Origin of the sequence: Lentzea indica, assembly GCF_012184385.1 — a bacterium.
Lineage (GTDB): Bacteria > Actinomycetota > Actinomycetes > Mycobacteriales > Pseudonocardiaceae > Lentzea > Lentzea indica.
In genome coordinates this window covers 17,809-34,147 of record NZ_VSRL01000078.1, presented here as the reverse complement: position 1 = coordinate 34,147, position 16,339 = coordinate 17,809, and the positions used below count along the sequence as shown (strand labels likewise).

Here is a 16,339-nt window from a genome sequence, read left to right as displayed (position 1 = left end):
GTCCCGGTGGTGGCGGCGGCGCAGGTCGCGGCGGTACCGCTGGTGCCTTCGGTCGTCCGGGTGGTCCGGCGCGTCGTGGACGCAAGTCCAAGCGGCAGAAGCGCCAGGAGTACATGGACAACATGCAGGCGCCTTCGGTCGGTGGCGTCCGCCTGCCCAAGGGGCAGGGCGAGACGATCCGCCTGCCGCGCGGTGCCTCGCTGACCGACTTCGCCGACAAGATCAACGCCAACCCGGCGTCGCTCGTGCAGGTGCTGTTCCACCTGGGCGAGATGGTCACGGCGACCCAGTCGGTGTCCGACGAGATCCTGGAGCTGCTCGGCTCCGAGATGAACTACGTCGTGCAGGTCGTGTCCCCCGAGGAGGAGGACCGCGAGCTGCTCGAGACGTTCGACATCACCTACGGCGAGGACGCCGGTGACGAGGACGACCTGCAGATTCGTCCGCCGGTCGTGACCGTCATGGGTCACGTCGACCACGGTAAGACGCGACTGCTCGACACGATCCGCAAGGCGAAGGTGCACGAGGGCGAGGCCGGTGGCATCACCCAGCACATCGGTGCCTACCAGGTGCAGACCGAGCTCGAGGGCAACCCGCGGCTCATCACCTTCATCGACACCCCCGGTCACGAGGCGTTCACCGCCATGCGTGCCCGTGGTGCGAACGCGACCGACATCGCGGTCATCGTCGTCGCCGCTGACGACGGCGTGATGCCGCAGACGGTCGAGGCGATCAACCACGCCCAGGCCGCTTCGGCGCCGATCGTGGTCGCGGTGAACAAGATCGACAAGGAGGGTGCGAACCCCTCCAAGATCCGTCAGCAGCTCACCGAGTACGGACTGGTCGCCGAGGAATACGGCGGCGACACGATGTTCGTCGACATCTCGGCGAAGCAGGGCATCAACATCGACAGCCTGCTCGATGCCATCCTGCTGACCGCCGACGCGTCGCTGGACCTCCGGGCCAACCCGGACATGGAGGCCCAGGGTGTCGCGATCGAGGCGCACCTCGACCGCGGTCGCGGTCCTGTCGCCACGGTGCTGGTCCAGCGAGGCACGCTCCGCGTCGGCGACTCGATCGTCGCGGGCGACGCCTACGGCCGTGTCCGCCGCATGGTGGACGAGCACGGCGACGACGTCCACGACGCGACCCCGTCGCGTCCGGTGCAGGTCATCGGTCTGACGTCGGTGCCGCGCGCTGGTGACTCGTTCCTCGTCGTCGACGAGGACCGCGTCGCCAGGCAGATCGCCGAGCGTCGTCAGGCCCGCACTCGCAACGCTGCCAACGCCGCGAAGCGCAAGCGCGTCAGCCTGGAAGACCTGGATGCGGCGCTGAAGGAAACCAGCGCTCTCACCTTGATCATCAAGGGTGACAACTCGGGTACCGTCGAGGCCCTCGAGGACGCGCTCATGAAGATCGAGGTCGGCGACGACGTCGAGCTGCGCGTGATCCACCGCGGTGTCGGTGGCATCACCGAAGGCGACATCAACCTCGCCGTGGCCGGCTCCGCCATCGTCCTGGGTTTCAACGTCCGGGCCGAGGGCAAGGCGACCGAGCTCGCGAACCGCGAGGGTGTGGACGTCCGGTACTACACGGTCATCTACCAGGCCATCGACGAGATCGAGGCCGCCCTCAAGGGTCTGCTCAAGCCGGAGTTCGAAGAGGTCCAGCTCGGCCGCGCCGAGATCCGCGACGTCTTCAAGTCCTCCAAGGTCGGCACGATCGCGGGCTGCATGGTCCTGTCGGGCGAGATCCGCCGCAACGCGCGTGCTCGCCTGATCCGTGACGGCAAGGTGATCGCGGAGAACCTCCCGATCAGCTCGCTCAAGCGGTTCAAGGACGACGCCACCGAGGTCCGCGAGGGCTTCGAGTGTGGTCTGACGCTCGGCAACTACAGCGATCTCAAGCTCGAGGACATCATCGAGACCTTCGAGATGCGCGAGAAGCCGCGCGCCTGATCGTTCTGATGGGGGTGCGGAGCCATTTAACCGGTGGCTCCGCACCCCTTTTCTCTGGAGGATCTTTCCCATGTACGTGGGGGCTCTGGAACTGGACGTGCTGCTCGGCGACGTCCATTCGTTGAAGGAGAAGCGCTCGGTGGTCCGCCCTGTTGTGGCGGAGCTGCGCAAGCGCTTCGAGGTCGCTGTTTCCGAGGCTGGTCATCTCGACCTGCATCGGCGCAGTTTGATCGGCGTGGCGGCGGTCGCCGCCGACTTGGAGCACGTCAGGGACGTTCTGGCCAGCTGTGAAAGGCTGGTCGCCGGACGGCCCGAACTGGAACTGCTCTCCGCCAGGACGCGTCTCGTCGGGCCGGAGGACGATTAGGAAGGGGAGGCTCGTGGCCGACACGGCACGTGCCCGCAAGCTCGCCAAGCGGATCTCGCAGATCGTGGCTTCTGCTTTGGAGCACGAGGTCAAGGATCCGCGTTTGGCTCGGGTCACCATCACGGACACGAAGGTGACCGGCGATCTGCACGACGCGACCGTTTACTACACGGTGCTGGGTGAGCGTTTGGACATCGAACCTGATTACGCCGGAGCGGCTGCCGCTCTGGAGAAGGCCAAGGGTGTGCTGCGGTCCATGGTCGGACAGCAGACCGGGGTCCGGTTCACGCCCACGTTGACGTTCATGACCGACACCGTGCCGGACACGGCCCGGAAGATGGATGAGCTGCTGGCTCAGGCTCAGGCCGCCGATGCCGAGGTGGCTCGGCTGGCGGTGGGGGCAACTCCCGCCGGCGAGGCTGATCCTTACAAGGCGCCTCGTGAGGACGAAGACGAGGACTGAGTTCCGCTCGTTGTCTTGCCCTGCGGGGACCTTTCGCACGCGGAAGGTCCCCGCAGGCGGTTCATCGGATGGAAACTGTCTTGTCCAAGGGCGCCCTACAGCACATCGAGACGGTGAGCAGCTAACGTCTCCCTGTGGCAGACGACCTGAGCACGACCATTGCCGAGGCCGCGCGGTTACTGGCCGACGCCCGTGATGTGACCCTGCTCAGTCACATCAACCCCGACGCGGACACGCTCGGTAGCGCGTTGGCGGTGGGGCTCGCGCTGCATCGGCGCGGGGTCGTGGCGCGCGTGGCGTTCGGCGAGCCCGAGACCGTGCCGGAATCGCTGAAAGCGTTGGACACAGCGGGATTGCTGGTTCACCGCGACGAGGTGCCACTGGAGCCGGAGCTGCTCGTGGTCATGGACACCGGCAGCCTGCAGCGGCTCGGACCGCTCAAGGACCGGGTCGGCAACTGCTCGGGGCCGGTCATCGTCATCGACCACCACGTGTCGAACACGCGGTACGGGACGTTGCACTGCATCGACGAGCACGCGGAGGCCACGGCGCTCATCGCACTCAAGTTGCTCGACGAGATGGACGTCGAGATCGACGAGCCGATCGCGCGGTGCATTTACGCCGGGCTGGTGACGGACACCGGCGGGTTCCGCAAGGCGGGGCCGGCGGCGCACGAGACGGCGGCACGGTTGCTGCAGGCCGGAGTGGACGCGCACAGCGTCACGCGGCCGTTGATGGACGCGCATCCCTTTGCGTACCTGCGCATGCTGTCGCGCGTGCTGGCCAAGGCCGAGCTGGACGAGCGCGCCGCGGGTGGCCTGGGGCTCGTGCACGCGGTGGTCGGCATCGACGACGCGCGTGACGTGCGGAGCGAAGAGGTGGAGAGCGTGATCGACGTGGTGCGCTCCGCCTCGAAGCCGAGGTGGCGGCCGTGCTGAAAGAGTTGCGGCCGGGGTACTGGTCGGTGTCGCTGCGGGCCGTCAGCCGGGTCGACGTTCGTGAGGTGGCGCAGGTGCTCGGAGGCGGCGGACATCGGCTGGCGGCAGGTTTCACGTTCGACGGTCCCGCGGAGCAGGTCGTCGCCGCGCTCAAGGGCGCGTTGGAGCGGGTGGAGTCATGACACGGACAGGAAGCCCGCGGCTGTTGCGGGAGATCAACGACCGGGCCGCGATCGAGACGTTGCTGCGCAGCGGGGCGATGACGCGGGCCGAGCTGGAAGAGGTCATCGGCCTCTCCAAGCCCGCGACGGCCCAGTTGCTGGCGCGGCTCGAAGAGGACGGCATGGTCGTCCGCACCGGATTGCGCGGCGGCGGACGCGGCCCGCGCGCACAGATGTGGGCCGTCAACGGCGGCGTCGGGCACGTGGCGGCGGTGGCGTTGACGCCGGACCTGATCGACGTGGCCATCGCGGACATCACCGGGTCGTTGTTGTCGGAGCACAGCGCGCCTATGCCCAAGGACAACACGCTGCAGGCGTTCAGGGAGACCGTGCAGAAGGCGGCAGCCCTGGCGGGCCTTCGCCTGGACGCGCTGTCCCACGTCGTGGTCGGCACACCGGGTGCGGTGGATCCGTCCACCGGGCACCTCGGTTTCGCGCCGCACCTGCCGGGGCTGGTGGACGTCGACCTGCCCGCGACCCTCCGCGAGCTGCTGGGCACGTCGGTGTCGATCGAGAACGACATCAACCTCGCCGCGCTGGAGGAGATGAGCACCGGCAGAGCGGTGGGAGTGCGGAACTTCGTGCTTTTCTGGCCGGCCGACGAGATCGGTTCGGCGGTCGTGATCAACGGCGTCCTGCTGCGCGGCGTCACCGGCGGCGCGGGCGAGATCGACTCGATGCAGGTGCCCGGCGGACGGTACGGCGACCAGGTGGACAGCGACGCGATCGTGGCGCTGGCGGCTTCGCACGGCATAGCCGCCAACAGCGGCCTGGAGGCCGTGGCGCAAGCGCTGACCGCCGGGACCGAGGGGCGCGCGTTCCTGTCGGACTCGCACGCAGGATCGCATTGGGGTTGGCGAACGTCGTCTGCGTGCTCGACCCGGAGCTGGTGCTGCTCTCGGGTGGCGTCGCGCAGGCCGGCGGCGAGACGTTGTGCGAGCTGGTGTCGGTGGAGCTGCTGAAGCTGGTCGTGCCTCGTACTCCCGTGCAGCTCGCGCAGATCACCGCGAACCCCGTGCGGTCGGGAGCGCTGCACTCGGCGCTCGCGGTGGCGCGGGAGCAGGTGTTCGGGCTGCCGCAGCGGGGCTAGGTCGCCTGATCGGGTGGCATGCGCTTGCTGGGGCTTTCGGGTCGTGGCCGGTCTGCCGTTGCCTGGCGGTCTGCCGTGGGCCTGGTGGTCTGCCATGGCCTGCTGGTCCGCCGCAATGACCCGGCTCCGCCGCAGCAACCCGGTCCGCCCAATCCAGCCGCCCCCGCCGCAGACCCGAGTGGCCGCCATCACCGGCCGCAACAGCATCTGACCGCATAGGTTCGGTACGTGGAGGATCGGGTTCCCGCGCGGCGGGTCATCGGGCTGGCGGTGCCCGCCCTGGGGGTGCTGGCGGCTGAGCCGTTGTACGTGCTCGTCGACACGGCTGTGGTCGGGCATTTGGGGGCGTTGCCACTGGCCGGGCTGGCGCTCGGCGGTGTGTTGCTGACGCAGGTGTCGACGCAGCTGACGTTTCTCTCGTATGGCACGACGGCGCGTACGGCACGGCTGCATGGCGCTGGGCGGCGTGTGGACGCGGTTGAGGAGGGTGTTCAGGCCACATGGCTGGCGCTGGCGGCCGGGATGCTCGTGGTGGTGCTCGGGCAGGTGTTCGCGCGGCCGTTGGCGGAGCTGCTCGCCGGTGACGGCGCGGTGGCGGACGCGGCGGTGGAGTGGGTGCGCATTGCGTTGTTCGGGGCGCCGTTCATCCTCGTCACGATGGCCGGCAACGGGTGGATGCGCGGCGTTCAGGACACCAAGCGGCCCCTCAAGTACATCCTGATCGGCAACGGCATCAGCGCGGTGCTTTGTCCGGCGCTCGTTTACGGCGCGGGCTGGGGGCTTGAGGGATCGGCCATCGCCAACGTGATCGCGCAGGTGCTTTCGGCCGGGCTCTTCATCAAGGCGCTCTTCGCGGAACGTGTGCCCCTCAAGCCGCATTGGGCTGCCATGCGCGCGCAGCTCGGCATGGGGCGTGATCTGGTGTTGCGGAGCTTGGCGTTCCAGGCGTGCTTCATCAGCGCGGCTTCGGTGGCGGCGCGGACGTCCGTTGGGGCCTTGGGCGCGCATCAGGTCGTGCTGCAGCTGTGGACGTTCCTCGCCCTCGTGCTCGACTCTCTCGCGATTGCGGCGCAGTCACTCGTCGGCGCGGCGTTGGGTGCGTCGAACCGCAAGCAGGCGGAGAAGCTCGCGTGGCAGGTCACGCGGTACGGGCTGGTGTTCGGTATCGGGCTCGGGGTCGTGTTCGCCGCGCTGGTGACGATCCTCCCGCGAGCCTTCACGACCGACGCCGGTGTGCTGAGCGAGATTCCGAACGCGTGGTGGTTCTTCGTTGCGCTGCAACCGATCGCGGGTGTGGTGTTCGCGTTGGACGGGGTGCTGCTGGGCGCGGGCGACGTGAAGTTCATGCGGACGGCGACGCTCGGGTCGGCGGTGATCGGGTTCCTGCCGCTGGTGTGGGCCTCGTACGTGTTCGGGTGGGGGCTCGCCGGCATCTGGACGGGGCTGTCGGCGTTCATGGTGTTGCGGCTCGTGGCGGTGGTGTGGCGCACGCGGTCGGGGGACTGGGCGGTCGAGGGAGCGGTCAGATGACGCTCGAACGGATGCTGTGTTCGACCTCACGGCATGAAATCGTTACCAAGAAGGTTGTTTAGGCGATGTAACTAATATCCACCCGCCTCCGACCTGGGAGAGTGCCGCCGTGCCGCCGGTCGATCGCGCCACCCGAACCTCGTGGCTGATCTGGACCACCGCCGTTTTCGTCTACTTCGCCGCCCTCTTCCACCGCACCACGCTCGGCGTGGCGGGGCTGGAGGCGAGCGAACGCTTCGGGCTCGGACCCGCTCAGCTCGGTGTGTTCACCGTGCTGCAGATCGGTGTTTACGCCTTCATGCAGATTCCCACCGGCCTGCTCGTGGATCGTTTCGGGCCGCGCAAGGTCCTCACCGTGGCCGCGTTGCTCATGGGCACCGGCCAGCTCCTGTTCGCCGTCGCCGACTCGTACGGGCTCGGGCTCGCGGCGCGGGCCGTGCTCGGCATGGGCGACGCGATGACGTTCATCAGCGTGATCCGGCTCGTGGCGGCGCACTTCCCGCCGCGCCAGTACTCGCTCGTCGTCGCGGTCACGGCCGCGCTGGGCGGTGTCGGCAACCTCGTCGCCACCGTGCCGCTGACGCTCATGCTCGGCTCGATCGGGTGGACGTGGGCGTTCGTCATCGCGGGCGGTCTCACCGCTGGCTACTCCGCCGTGGCGTTCCTTCGGGTGCGCGACGTGCCGGCCGGGTTCGTCGCGCCGAAGCCGGAACCCGTGCCGCTCAAGAAGATCTGGCCGAAGGTGCGGCAGGCGTGGAGCGTGCCCGGTACCCGGCTCGGGTTCTGGGCGCACTTCAGCACCATGTCGACGCCGGCCGTCCTCGGGCTGTTGTGGGGGTACCCGTACCTCGTGCAAGCACAGGGCATGTCGGCCCAGGCGGCGTCGTCCACGCTCGGAATGCTCGTCATCGGCGGCATCGTGGCGAGCCCGATCGTCGGCGCGCTGTTCTCGCGCAACCCCGAGTGGCGCATGCCGATCGCGGGCTGGTTCCTGGCGTTCGCGTTCACCGGGTGGGGCGTGCTGCTGCTGTGGCCGGGCGGGCACGTGCCGGTGCCGGTCATCGCCGTCGTGTTCCTCGTGCTGACCGTGGGCGGGCCGATCTCGGGTGTCGCGTTCGCGTTGGCGCGCGACTACAACCCGTCGCACCGCCAGTCCACCGCGAGCGGGCTGGTCAACGTCGGTGGCTTCCTCGCGGTGACCGTGGCCGCGCTGGGTGTCGGCGTGCTGCTGGACCTGCTCGAGGGGCTGCTCGCTCCGCAGGCGGCCTTCCGCGTGGCGCTCAGCTTCTGCGTCGTCGTGCTCGCGCTCGGCGGCTGGCGGATGCTCGTGTGGTGGCGGCGTGCGCGTGCTGCCGTGTTCGCGGCAGAGGAGCGTGGTGAGACGGTGCCGGTGCAGTTGCGGCGCCGCCGTTGGGACGCTCTGCGCGTCGCTTAAGCTTTCGCGCCGTGAAACCCTCTGTTGCACCGGGCCTGGTCGTCGTCGACAAGCCGGACGGCATGACCTCGCACGACGTGGTGGCGCGTGTGCGCAGGATTCTCGGCACGCGCAAGGTCGGGCACGCCGGCACGCTCGACCCGATGGCGACCGGCGTGCTCGTGCTCGGCATCGAACGCGCGACGAAGCTCCTCGGTCATCTCGCGCTCGACAGCAAGGCCTACCTCGCGACGATCGTGCTCGGCGCGTCCACCACCACGGACGACGCCGAGGGCGAGGTGCTGTCCACTGTGGACGCATCAGAGGTCACCGACGAGGCGATCGCCGCCGAGGTGGCGAAGCTGACCGGTCCTATCCAGCAGGTGCCGTCCGCCGTGTCCGCGGTGAAGATCGACGGCAAGCGCGCGTACGCACGGGTGCGCGCCGGTGAGCAGGTCGAGATCCCCGCACGACCGGTCACGGTGCATCGCTTCGACGTGCTGTTCACGCGCCGTGAGGACAAGACCGTCCTGCTCGACGTGATGGTCGAGTGCTCCTCCGGCACCTACGTGCGCGCGCTGGCCCGCGACCTCGGTGCCACGCTGGGCGTCGGCGGGCACCTCGGCGCTTTGCGACGCACCAGGGTCGGCCCGTTCGACCTCCGCGTGGCCAGGACCTTGGAGCAGCTCGAGGAGACGCCCGGCCTGTCGCTGGACCTGGACGCCGCGGTGGCCACGGCGTTCCCGCGCCGCGAGATCGACCCGGTGGAGGCTTCTGCGCTTTCGCACGGGCAGCGGCTGAGCGCGGGCGGGTTCGAGGGCACCTACGGGGTGTTCGGACCGGACGGGCACGTCATCGCTCTGGCGAAGGACGAGGGCGACGCGTGCAAGCCCGTGGTGGTCCTCAGCCCGGCTGGGTGAGGCCACGACCGGTGACCCGACGTAGGCTGATCACCGTGCAACGCTGGCGCGGACTAGATCACCTTCCCGGCGGCTGGGGCCGCTGCGTGGTGACCATCGGGGTGTTCGACGGTGTCCACAAAGGCCACCAGGCCCTCATCGGGCGTGCCGTGGACCTCGCTGAGCAGCGCGGTCTGCCGAGCGTGCTGATGACCTTCGACCCCCATCCCTCCGAGGTGGTCCGCCCCGGCAGCCACCCTGCGCAGCTCACCACGCTGCGGCGCAGGGCAGAGCTGGTCGAGGAGCTGGGCGTCGACCACTTCGTCGTGGTGCCGTTCAGCCTCGAGACGTCCCGCATGCCCGCGGACGAGTTCGTGCACGAGGTGCTCGTCGAGAAGCTGCACGCCGCGGCTGTCGTGGTGGGTGAGAACTTCACCTTCGGGCACAAGGCGTTGGGTAACGTCGCGTTGCTGCGCCAGCTCGGGCAGCGGTTCGGATTCGTGACCGAGGGGGCTGATCTGGTGTCCGCTGACGAGGTGACGTACTCGTCCACCTACATCCGGGCGTGCATCGACGCCGGAGACGTGAAGGCGGCGGCGGAAGCGCTGGGCCGGCCGCATCGCCTGGAGGGGATTGTCGTTAAAGGAGATGGGCGCGGGAAGGATCTGGGGTTCCCGACCGCCAACCTCTCGACGCCCAAGTTCGCCGCTGTTCCGGCCGACGGCATTTACGCGTGCTGGTTCACCGACTCGAAAGGCAAGAAGCTCAAGGCCGCGGTCAGCGTGGGGACGAACCCGACGTTCTCCGGGCGGGAGCGGCGGGTCGAGGCGTTCGTGCTGGACGTGGACGAGGATTACTACGGGCAGCGGGTCGCCGTCGACTTCGTCGACCGGCTGCGCGAGATGGTGAAGTTCGACTCCGTCGAGGCACTTCTCGAACAAATGCACCGAGATGTAGACCGAACGAGGGAACTGCTGACCGAGTCGTGACCGTCAGATTGCGCGAAGCGGGCGTGGGGGCGTCCACAGGCTGGCAGGATGCTGGTCGGAGTACGGGCTACGGGAGAGGCCAAGGTGGAGGACCACAAGATCGTTCAGCGCAACCTCGCCCTGCAAAGGGAGTGGTACGGGGAGCCTCTGGGTGACCGGGTGCGCCGCTTGGTCGTGGCCTTCAACGTGTCCCAGGCGCAGCTCGCCGACGTGCTGGGGATCAGCGCGCCGATGCTCAGCCAGGTGATGAGCGGCCGCCGTGCCAAGATCGGCAACCCGTCCGTGCTCGCACGGATGATCATGCTGGAGCGCAAGGTGCTCACGCCGGACGTGGCGACCGGGGCACCGGAGGCGTTGCAGCGGGCGCTCGACGACGTGCGCGAGTCCAAGCCGACCGTGTCCCGCGACTCGCTGCCGGTCAACGGCGACGAGAGCGTCGCGTACCCGGTGCTGCGCCGCGTCGCCGACCGCACCGAGCTCCAGCAGGCAGCGGACATGCTGCACGAGGACTTCCCGGCGATCGCCGAGCTGTTCCGCCGAGCCATCCGGGCCGCCATCCGGTGAAGTTCTTCACCGCCCTGTACCCGCCCCAGCAGGTGGTCGACGAGCTCGAGGCCGTGCTCGACCGCACGCTGGAGATGGAGTGGACGGAGCCGGAGAAGTGGCACATCACGCTCTGCTTCCACGGCGAGTCCGCAGATGAGGAACGGTTCAAGGCGCTCGAGGGCCACGAGGTGCCCGAAATCCGGCTGAAGAACTTCGGCGACTTCCGGGGCCGGATCCTCTGGATCGGAATAGACGGCGACTTAAATCAGTTGGCAAGAGCAGCGGGTGCGAACGACAATTGGAAAGCGCACCTGACGGTGGCGTACGGGTACCGGGGTCAGCCGATGCCAGCCTTCCTGAGCAGCCCGTGGCAGCCGTCGGAAGCGGTGCTCGTGAGCAGCGCCGATGGTGCCCACACGCCTGTCGCACGGGTGGGGTTGCGCACGTCAGCGCGCCGCTGAGCTCCGTGCCTGATAACCTTCGCAGTTGGGTCTGGCTGCGGTCCGTGGCGGCCAGTACCGGCTACCCCGGCCAGCAATTCGGCGGGCGTGGGGCCGCACGGACCTGAACGAAGTAGGAGAAGTACCTAGTGGCACTGTCCACGGATCAGAAGAAGTCCATCCTCGGTGAGTACGGTCTGCACGACAGCGACACCGGCTCGACCGAGGCGCAGGTCGCCCTGCTGAGCAAGCGCATCGCTGACCTCACGGAGCACCTCAAGCAGCACAAGCACGACCACCACTCCCGCCGTGGTCTTCTGCTGATGGTCGGCCGTCGCCGCCGTCTGCTGAACTACCTGACCAAGGTGGACATCAACCGCTACCGCTCGCTGATCCAGCGACTCGGTCTGCGCAGGTGATACTTGCCGAGGGGGAGTGACCGGCCGGTCACTCCCCCTCGGCGTACCAGCCAGGTACACAGTTGCCTGGCTGCAAAGAGGAACAAAACAGGGCCCGCATCGCGCGAAGCAGTTTTCGCCGGTCCTCGGTAGTGGCCCCCTGGTTGCCAAGACAATCGCTGGCAGTGCCCCAGGGGACTTCGATCGAAGACCGGCCTCGTCAAGACGCGTGTGCGGTGTCCAAAAGACGAGGAGTAACAAGTAAATGACGGACATCGAGGTCCACGAGGCGACTGCCGTTATCGACAACGGCAAGTTCGGCTCGCGCACGATCCGCTTCGAGACCGGGCGCCTCGCGCGTCAGGCCGCCGGAAGCGTGGTCGCGTACCTGGACGACGAGACGATGCTGCTCTCCGCCACCACGGCGTCGAAGCAGCCCAAGGAACACTTCGACTTCTTCCCCCTCACGGTGGACGTCGAGGAGCGCATGTACGCCGCGGGCCGCATCCCCGGCTCGTTCTTCCGGCGTGAGGGCCGTCCCAGCACGGACGCCATCCTGACCTGCCGCCTGATCGACCGTCCGCTGCGCCCGTCCTTCGTGGACGGTCTTCGCAACGAGATCCAGGTCGTCATCACGGTCATGAGCCTGAACCCGGCCGACCTGTACGACGTCGTGGCGATCAACGCCGCGTCCGCGTCGACGCAGCTCGCCGGCCTGCCGTTCTCCGGCCCGATCGGTGGCGTCCGCGTGGCGCTCATCGAGGGCCAGTGGGTGGCGTTCCCGACCCACGAGCAGCTCGAGAAGGCCGTGTTCGACATGGTCGTCGCGGGCCGCGTGGTCGCCTCCGGCGACGTCGCGATCATGATGGTCGAGGCCGAGGCCACCGAGAACGTGATCGACCTGATCGGCGAGGGCGCTGTCGCCCCCACCGAGGAGGTCGTCGCGGCTGGTCTCGAGGCCGCCAAGCCGTTCATCAAGGTCCTCTGCGAGGCGCAGGCGCAGCTCGCGCAGGTCGCCGCCAAGGAGACCGGTGAGTACCCGACGTACCCGGCCTACCAGGCCGACGCGTTCGAGGCCGTCGAGCAGGCCGCGTCCGGTGAGCTTGCTCAGGCGCTGACCATCGCGGGCAAGCACGACCGCGAGGACAAGCTCGACGAGATCAAGGCCGCCACGCTGGACAAGCTGGCCGAGCAGTTCGAGGGTCGTGAGAAGGAGGTCGGCGCCGCGTTCCGCTCGCTGACCAAGAAGCTCGTCCGCCAGCGGATCCTGCGCGACAAGGTCCGCATCGACGGCCGTGGCCTCACCGACATCCGCGACCTGGGTGCCGAGGTGGCCGTGATCCCGAGGACGCACGGCTCGGCGCTGTTCGAGCGCGGCGAGACCCAGATCCTGGGTGTCACCACGCTGAACATGCTGCGCATGGAGCAGCAGATCGACTCGCTGTCTCCCGAGACGCACAAGCGCTACCTGCACCACTACAACTTCCCGCCCTACTCGACCGGTGAGACCGGCCGCGTGGGTTCGCCGAAGCGCCGCGAGATCGGCCACGGCGCGCTGGCCGAGCGGGCGATCATGCCCGTGCTGCCCAAGCGCGACGAGTTCCCGTACGCGATCCGCCAGGTGTCCGAGGCGCTGAGCTCCAACGGCTCGACGTCGATGGGCTCGGTCTGCGCGTCCACCATGTCGCTGCTGAACGCGGGTGTCCCGCTGAAGGCGCCGGTCTCCGGCATCGCGATGGGCCTCGTGTCCGACGAGGTCGACGGTGAGACCCGCTACGTGGCGCTGACCGACATCCTCGGTGCCGAGGACGCGTTCGGCGACATGGACTTCAAGGTCGCAGGCACCAAGGAGTTCGTGACGGCGCTGCAGCTCGACACGAAGCTCGACGGCATCCCGTCCGAGGTCCTCGCGCAGGCTCTCGGCCAGGCACGCGACGCTCGTTACACGATCCTGGAGGTCATGGCCGAGGCCATCGCCGACCCGGACGAGATGAGCGCCTTCGCGCCGCGCGTCACGTCGGTCAAGATCCCGACCGACAAGATCGGCGAGGTCATCGGCCCGAAGGGCAAGATGATCAACTCGATCACCGAGCAGACCGGTGCCGACATCTCCATCGAGGACGACGGCACGATCTACGTCGGTGCGGCGGACGGCCCCTCGGCCGAGGCCGCGATCGGCATGATCAACGCGATCGCGAACCCGCAGCTGCCGAAGGTCGGCGAGCGCTTCCTGGGCACCGTGGTGAAGACCGCGGCGTTCGGCGCGTTCGTCTCGCTGCTGCCCGGCAAGGACGGTCTCGTCCACATCTCCAAGCTGGGCAACGGCAAGCGCATCGCGAAGGTGGAGGACGTCGTCAAGGTCGGCGACAAGCTCCGCGTCGAGATCGCCGACATCGACCAGCGCGGCAAGATCAGCCTGATCGTCGTGTCGGATGACGACGCCGCGGAAGCGAAGCCGGCTGACGCCCCGGAGGCCGTCGAGGCCACCGAGGCTGCTGAGGCGGCTCCCGCGCAGTGAGTGCGACAGACAACGTGACGGCCGCGGGTGCATCCACCCGCGGCGTCCGCGTACCGGACGGTTGGGGCACCTCCAGCGGCCGGGCAGCACGCGGGTGCTCGAGAACTCCGCAGGGTCCGAGGTGCGGCGCAGCATGCTGCCCTCGGGCCTGCGGGTCATCACCGAGCGCATCCCGGGCGTGCGGTCCGCCTCGGTCGGCTTGTGGGTGCAGGTCGGGTCCCGTGACGAACGGCCCGAGGTGGCTGGTGCCGCGCACTACCTGGAACACCTGCTGTTCAAGGGAACCGCGCGCCGGTCAGCGGCGTCGATCGCGGAAGAGATCGACGCGGTCGGTGGCGAGCTGAACGCGTTCACCGCCAAGGAGCACACCTGCTACTACGCGCACGTGCTGGACGAGGATCTTCCGCTCGCGGTTGATCTCGTCGCCGACGTGGTGTTCGAGGCGATCTGCGGCCCTCGCGACTTCGAGACCGAACGCGGTGTCGTGCTCGAAGAGATCGCGATGCGCGACGATGATCCCGAGGACCTGCTGCACGACGCGTTCATCGAGGCGTTGTTCGGCGGGCATGCCTTGGGACGTCCCGTGCTGGGCACCGAAAAGTCCATTCAGGACATGGAACGCGACGCGCTCTACACGTTCTACAAGAAGCGCTACACGTTGCCGCGCATGGTGTTCTCCGTCGCGGGCAACATCGAGCACGCGCACGTGATGCGTTTGGTGCGCAAGGCGATCGGTGACCGGCTGTCGCGGGAGGGCAGCGCGGTGGCGCCGCGAACGGGTCGTGCGCGCATCGCCGACGCCCGCAAGCTGGTGCTGCACACCGACGACACCGAGCAGGCGCACATGATGCTCGGCATGCGCGGCCTGGACCGTCACGACGAACGCCGGTTCACGCTGAACGTGCTGAACGCGGCCATCGGTGGCGGCATGAGCTCCCGGCTGTTCCAGGAGGTTCGCGAGCGGCGAGGCCTGGCGTACCAGGTGTACTCGTCCGTCGGCCTCTACGCGGACACCGGCACGTTCGCCGTCTACGCGGGCTGCCAGCCGGACCGGCTGGGCGAGACCGCGGGTGTGATCCGCGAGGTGCTCGTGGACGTCGCCCGTGGCGGGCTCTCCGACGCGGAAGTGGCGCGGGGCAAGGGACAGCTGCGCGGTGCTCTGGTTCTGGGCCTGGAGGACACCAGCTCCCGGATGTCGCGCATCGGCAAGTCCGAACTGAACTACGGCGACCACCTGAGCGTCGAGGCGACTCTCGCGCGCATCGACGAGGTTTCCGCGGAAGAAGTGGCATTGCTCGCACGTGATCTGCTGCGCCGTCCTGTCGCTGCCGCGGTGGTCGGCCCCTACGATCACGCCGACGATCTGCCGGACCAGGTACACGAGGTGATTGCATGATTCGCGTCGGTGTTCTCGGCGCGCGGGGCCGCATGGGTTCCGAGGTGGTCCGCGCGGTCGAGGCCGCGAAGGACATGGAGGTCGTGGCGGCGATCGACGCCGACGACCCGCTGTCCGCTTTGGTCGATGCTCGTGCCGAGGTCGTTGTCGACTTCACGCACCCCGACGTGGTGATGGGGAACCTGGAGTTCTGCATCGCCAACGGAATCCATTGCGTCGTCGGCACTTCCGGTTTCGACAACGCGAAGCTCGCTCTCGTCGAGCAGATGCTCGCAGGCAAGCCCGAGGTCGGCGTGCTCGTGGCGCCGAACTTCGGCATCGGTGCCGTGCTGCTGATGCGCTTCTCGGAGATCGCCGCTCGCTACTACGAGTCGGCCGAGATCATCGAGCTGCACCACCCGCGCAAGGCCGACGCGCCCTCGGGCACGGCGGCGCACACCGCGCGGCTCATCGCGGCGGCGCGGGAGGGCATGGACCCGATGCCCGACGCGACCACGCAGGAGGAGCAGGGTGCGCGCGGTGCTCAGGTCGACGGCGTGCGGGTTCACTCGCTGCGGATCTCCGGGATGATCGCGCACCAGGAGGTCGTGTTCGGCGGGGAGAGCGAGACGCTGACCATCCGCCAGGACTCGCTGCACCGGACGTCGTTCATGCCGGGTGTCGTGCTCGGGGTGCGGGAGATCGTGTCCCGTCCCGGTCTCGCGGTCGGCCTCGACAAGTACCTGGACCTGTGAAGGTCCGGCTCACCGTCGGGCTGCTCATCGCGGCCCTCGCGGTCTACTTCGTCCTGCTCACCGGTCGCGCTGTTGCTCTGCTGCAGACCGGTGAGCTGGTCGGCGTCCTGCTCGGCGTCGGTGTGTTGATCCTGCCGTTGCTCGGGGTCTGGCTCGTCTACTCGAACCTGCGGTTCGGGTGGGCGACCGAGAAGATGGCCCGCGAGCTCGACGCCGACGGACTGCTGCCGGACGTCTCGCACCTGCCCCGGAGGCCGTCCGGCCGGGTCGATCGGGACGCCGCCGACGAGTGGTTCGAGGAGCGGCGGGCCGAGGTCGAGGCCTCGCCGGAGGACTGGCGGGTCTGGTTCCGGCTCGCGTACGCCTACGACATCGCGGGGGACCGCGGCAGGGCGCGCGAGACCATGCGGAAGGCCATCGAGCTGCACTCCTGATCTT

The 16,339-nt window shown here is 68.5% G+C and carries 16 protein-coding genes and 1 pseudogene; all 17 read left to right on the top strand.

Going from position 1 to position 16,339, the window contains the following annotated elements:
- Window positions 1–1,958: translation initiation factor IF-2 (gene infB / locus FXN61_RS22060; RefSeq protein WP_167975949.1), on the top strand; the 1,958-nt coding region annotated here is incomplete at its 5' end.
- A gap of 70 nt (window positions 1,959–2,028) precedes the next feature.
- A complete protein-coding gene (locus FXN61_RS22055) occupies window positions 2,029–2,325 on the top strand; it encodes a DUF503 domain-containing protein (protein ID WP_167975948.1) in 297 nt (98 codons plus the stop codon).
- A 13-nt stretch (window positions 2,326–2,338) separates the two neighbouring features.
- Window positions 2,339–2,788, top strand: a complete 450-nt coding sequence (rbfA, locus tag FXN61_RS22050) for a 30S ribosome-binding factor RbfA (protein WP_167975947.1) — start codon at window positions 2,339–2,341, stop codon at window positions 2,786–2,788.
- A gap of 134 nt (window positions 2,789–2,922) precedes the next feature.
- Window positions 2,923–3,908: pseudogene (locus FXN61_RS22045) on the top strand (DHH family phosphoesterase).
- Window positions 3,905–4,909 carry an ROK family transcriptional regulator gene (locus FXN61_RS22040; protein WP_246291854.1) on the top strand — a complete coding sequence of 335 codons (1,005 nt, stop codon included), beginning with the start codon at window positions 3,905–3,907 and terminating at the stop codon, window positions 4,907–4,909. Before FXN61_RS22045 ends, FXN61_RS22040 begins: the two are co-directional and overlap by 4 nt.
- Window positions 4,897–5,037 (top strand): hypothetical protein, encoded by a 141-nt coding sequence (locus FXN61_RS52430; RefSeq protein ID WP_246291853.1) that lies wholly within the window; start codon window positions 4,897–4,899, stop codon window positions 5,035–5,037. The genes FXN61_RS22040 and FXN61_RS52430 overlap by 13 nt, the downstream gene beginning before the upstream one ends.
- Window positions 5,038–5,265: 228 nt before the next feature.
- Window positions 5,266–6,567: an MATE family efflux transporter gene (locus tag FXN61_RS22035; RefSeq protein WP_167975946.1), complete on the top strand. Its 1,302-nt coding sequence runs from the start codon at window positions 5,266–5,268 to the stop codon at window positions 6,565–6,567.
- Window positions 6,568–6,676: 109 nt separating this feature from the next.
- Window positions 6,677–8,002: an MFS transporter gene (locus FXN61_RS22030; protein ID WP_167975945.1), complete on the top strand. Its 1,326-nt coding sequence runs from the start codon at window positions 6,677–6,679 to the stop codon at window positions 8,000–8,002.
- An 11-nt stretch (window positions 8,003–8,013) separates the two neighbouring features.
- On the top strand, window positions 8,014–8,901 hold the full coding sequence (gene truB, locus FXN61_RS22025) for a tRNA pseudouridine(55) synthase TruB (protein WP_312877907.1): 888 nt from the start codon (window positions 8,014–8,016) through the stop codon (window positions 8,899–8,901).
- A 35-nt stretch (window positions 8,902–8,936) separates the two neighbouring features.
- On the top strand, window positions 8,937–9,869 hold the full coding sequence (locus tag FXN61_RS22020) for a bifunctional riboflavin kinase/FAD synthetase (RefSeq protein ID WP_167975944.1): 933 nt from the start codon (window positions 8,937–8,939) through the stop codon (window positions 9,867–9,869).
- Between the two features lie 84 nt (window positions 9,870–9,953).
- Window positions 9,954–10,433 (top strand): helix-turn-helix domain-containing protein, encoded by a 480-nt coding sequence (locus FXN61_RS22015; RefSeq protein WP_167975951.1) that lies wholly within the window; start codon window positions 9,954–9,956, stop codon window positions 10,431–10,433.
- Complete coding sequence (locus FXN61_RS22010; protein WP_167975943.1) at window positions 10,430–10,876, top strand: 2'-5' RNA ligase family protein; 447 nt, start codon at window positions 10,430–10,432, stop codon at window positions 10,874–10,876. The genes FXN61_RS22015 and FXN61_RS22010 overlap by 4 nt, the downstream gene beginning before the upstream one ends.
- Before the next feature lie 128 nt (window positions 10,877–11,004).
- Window positions 11,005–11,274 carry a 30S ribosomal protein S15 gene (gene rpsO / locus FXN61_RS22005; RefSeq protein ID WP_167975942.1) on the top strand — a complete coding sequence of 90 codons (270 nt, stop codon included), beginning with the start codon at window positions 11,005–11,007 and terminating at the stop codon, window positions 11,272–11,274.
- Between the two features lie 244 nt (window positions 11,275–11,518).
- Complete coding sequence (locus FXN61_RS22000) at window positions 11,519–13,771, top strand: polyribonucleotide nucleotidyltransferase (protein ID WP_167975941.1); 2,253 nt, start codon at window positions 11,519–11,521, stop codon at window positions 13,769–13,771.
- 61 nt (window positions 13,772–13,832) lie between these two features.
- Window positions 13,833–15,167, top strand: coding sequence for a M16 family metallopeptidase (locus FXN61_RS21995; protein ID WP_376770698.1), 1,335 nt, complete (start codon window positions 13,833–13,835; stop codon window positions 15,165–15,167).
- Window positions 15,164–15,901 carry a 4-hydroxy-tetrahydrodipicolinate reductase gene (dapB, locus tag FXN61_RS21990; protein ID WP_167975939.1) on the top strand — a complete coding sequence of 246 codons (738 nt, stop codon included), beginning with the start codon at window positions 15,164–15,166 and terminating at the stop codon, window positions 15,899–15,901. Before FXN61_RS21995 ends, dapB begins: the two co-directional genes overlap by 4 nt.
- A complete protein-coding gene (locus tag FXN61_RS21985; protein WP_167975938.1) occupies window positions 15,898–16,335 on the top strand; it encodes a tetratricopeptide repeat protein in 438 nt (145 codons plus the stop codon). Before dapB ends, FXN61_RS21985 begins: the two co-directional genes overlap by 4 nt.
- The last annotated feature ends 4 nt before the right edge of the window (window positions 16,336–16,339 follow it).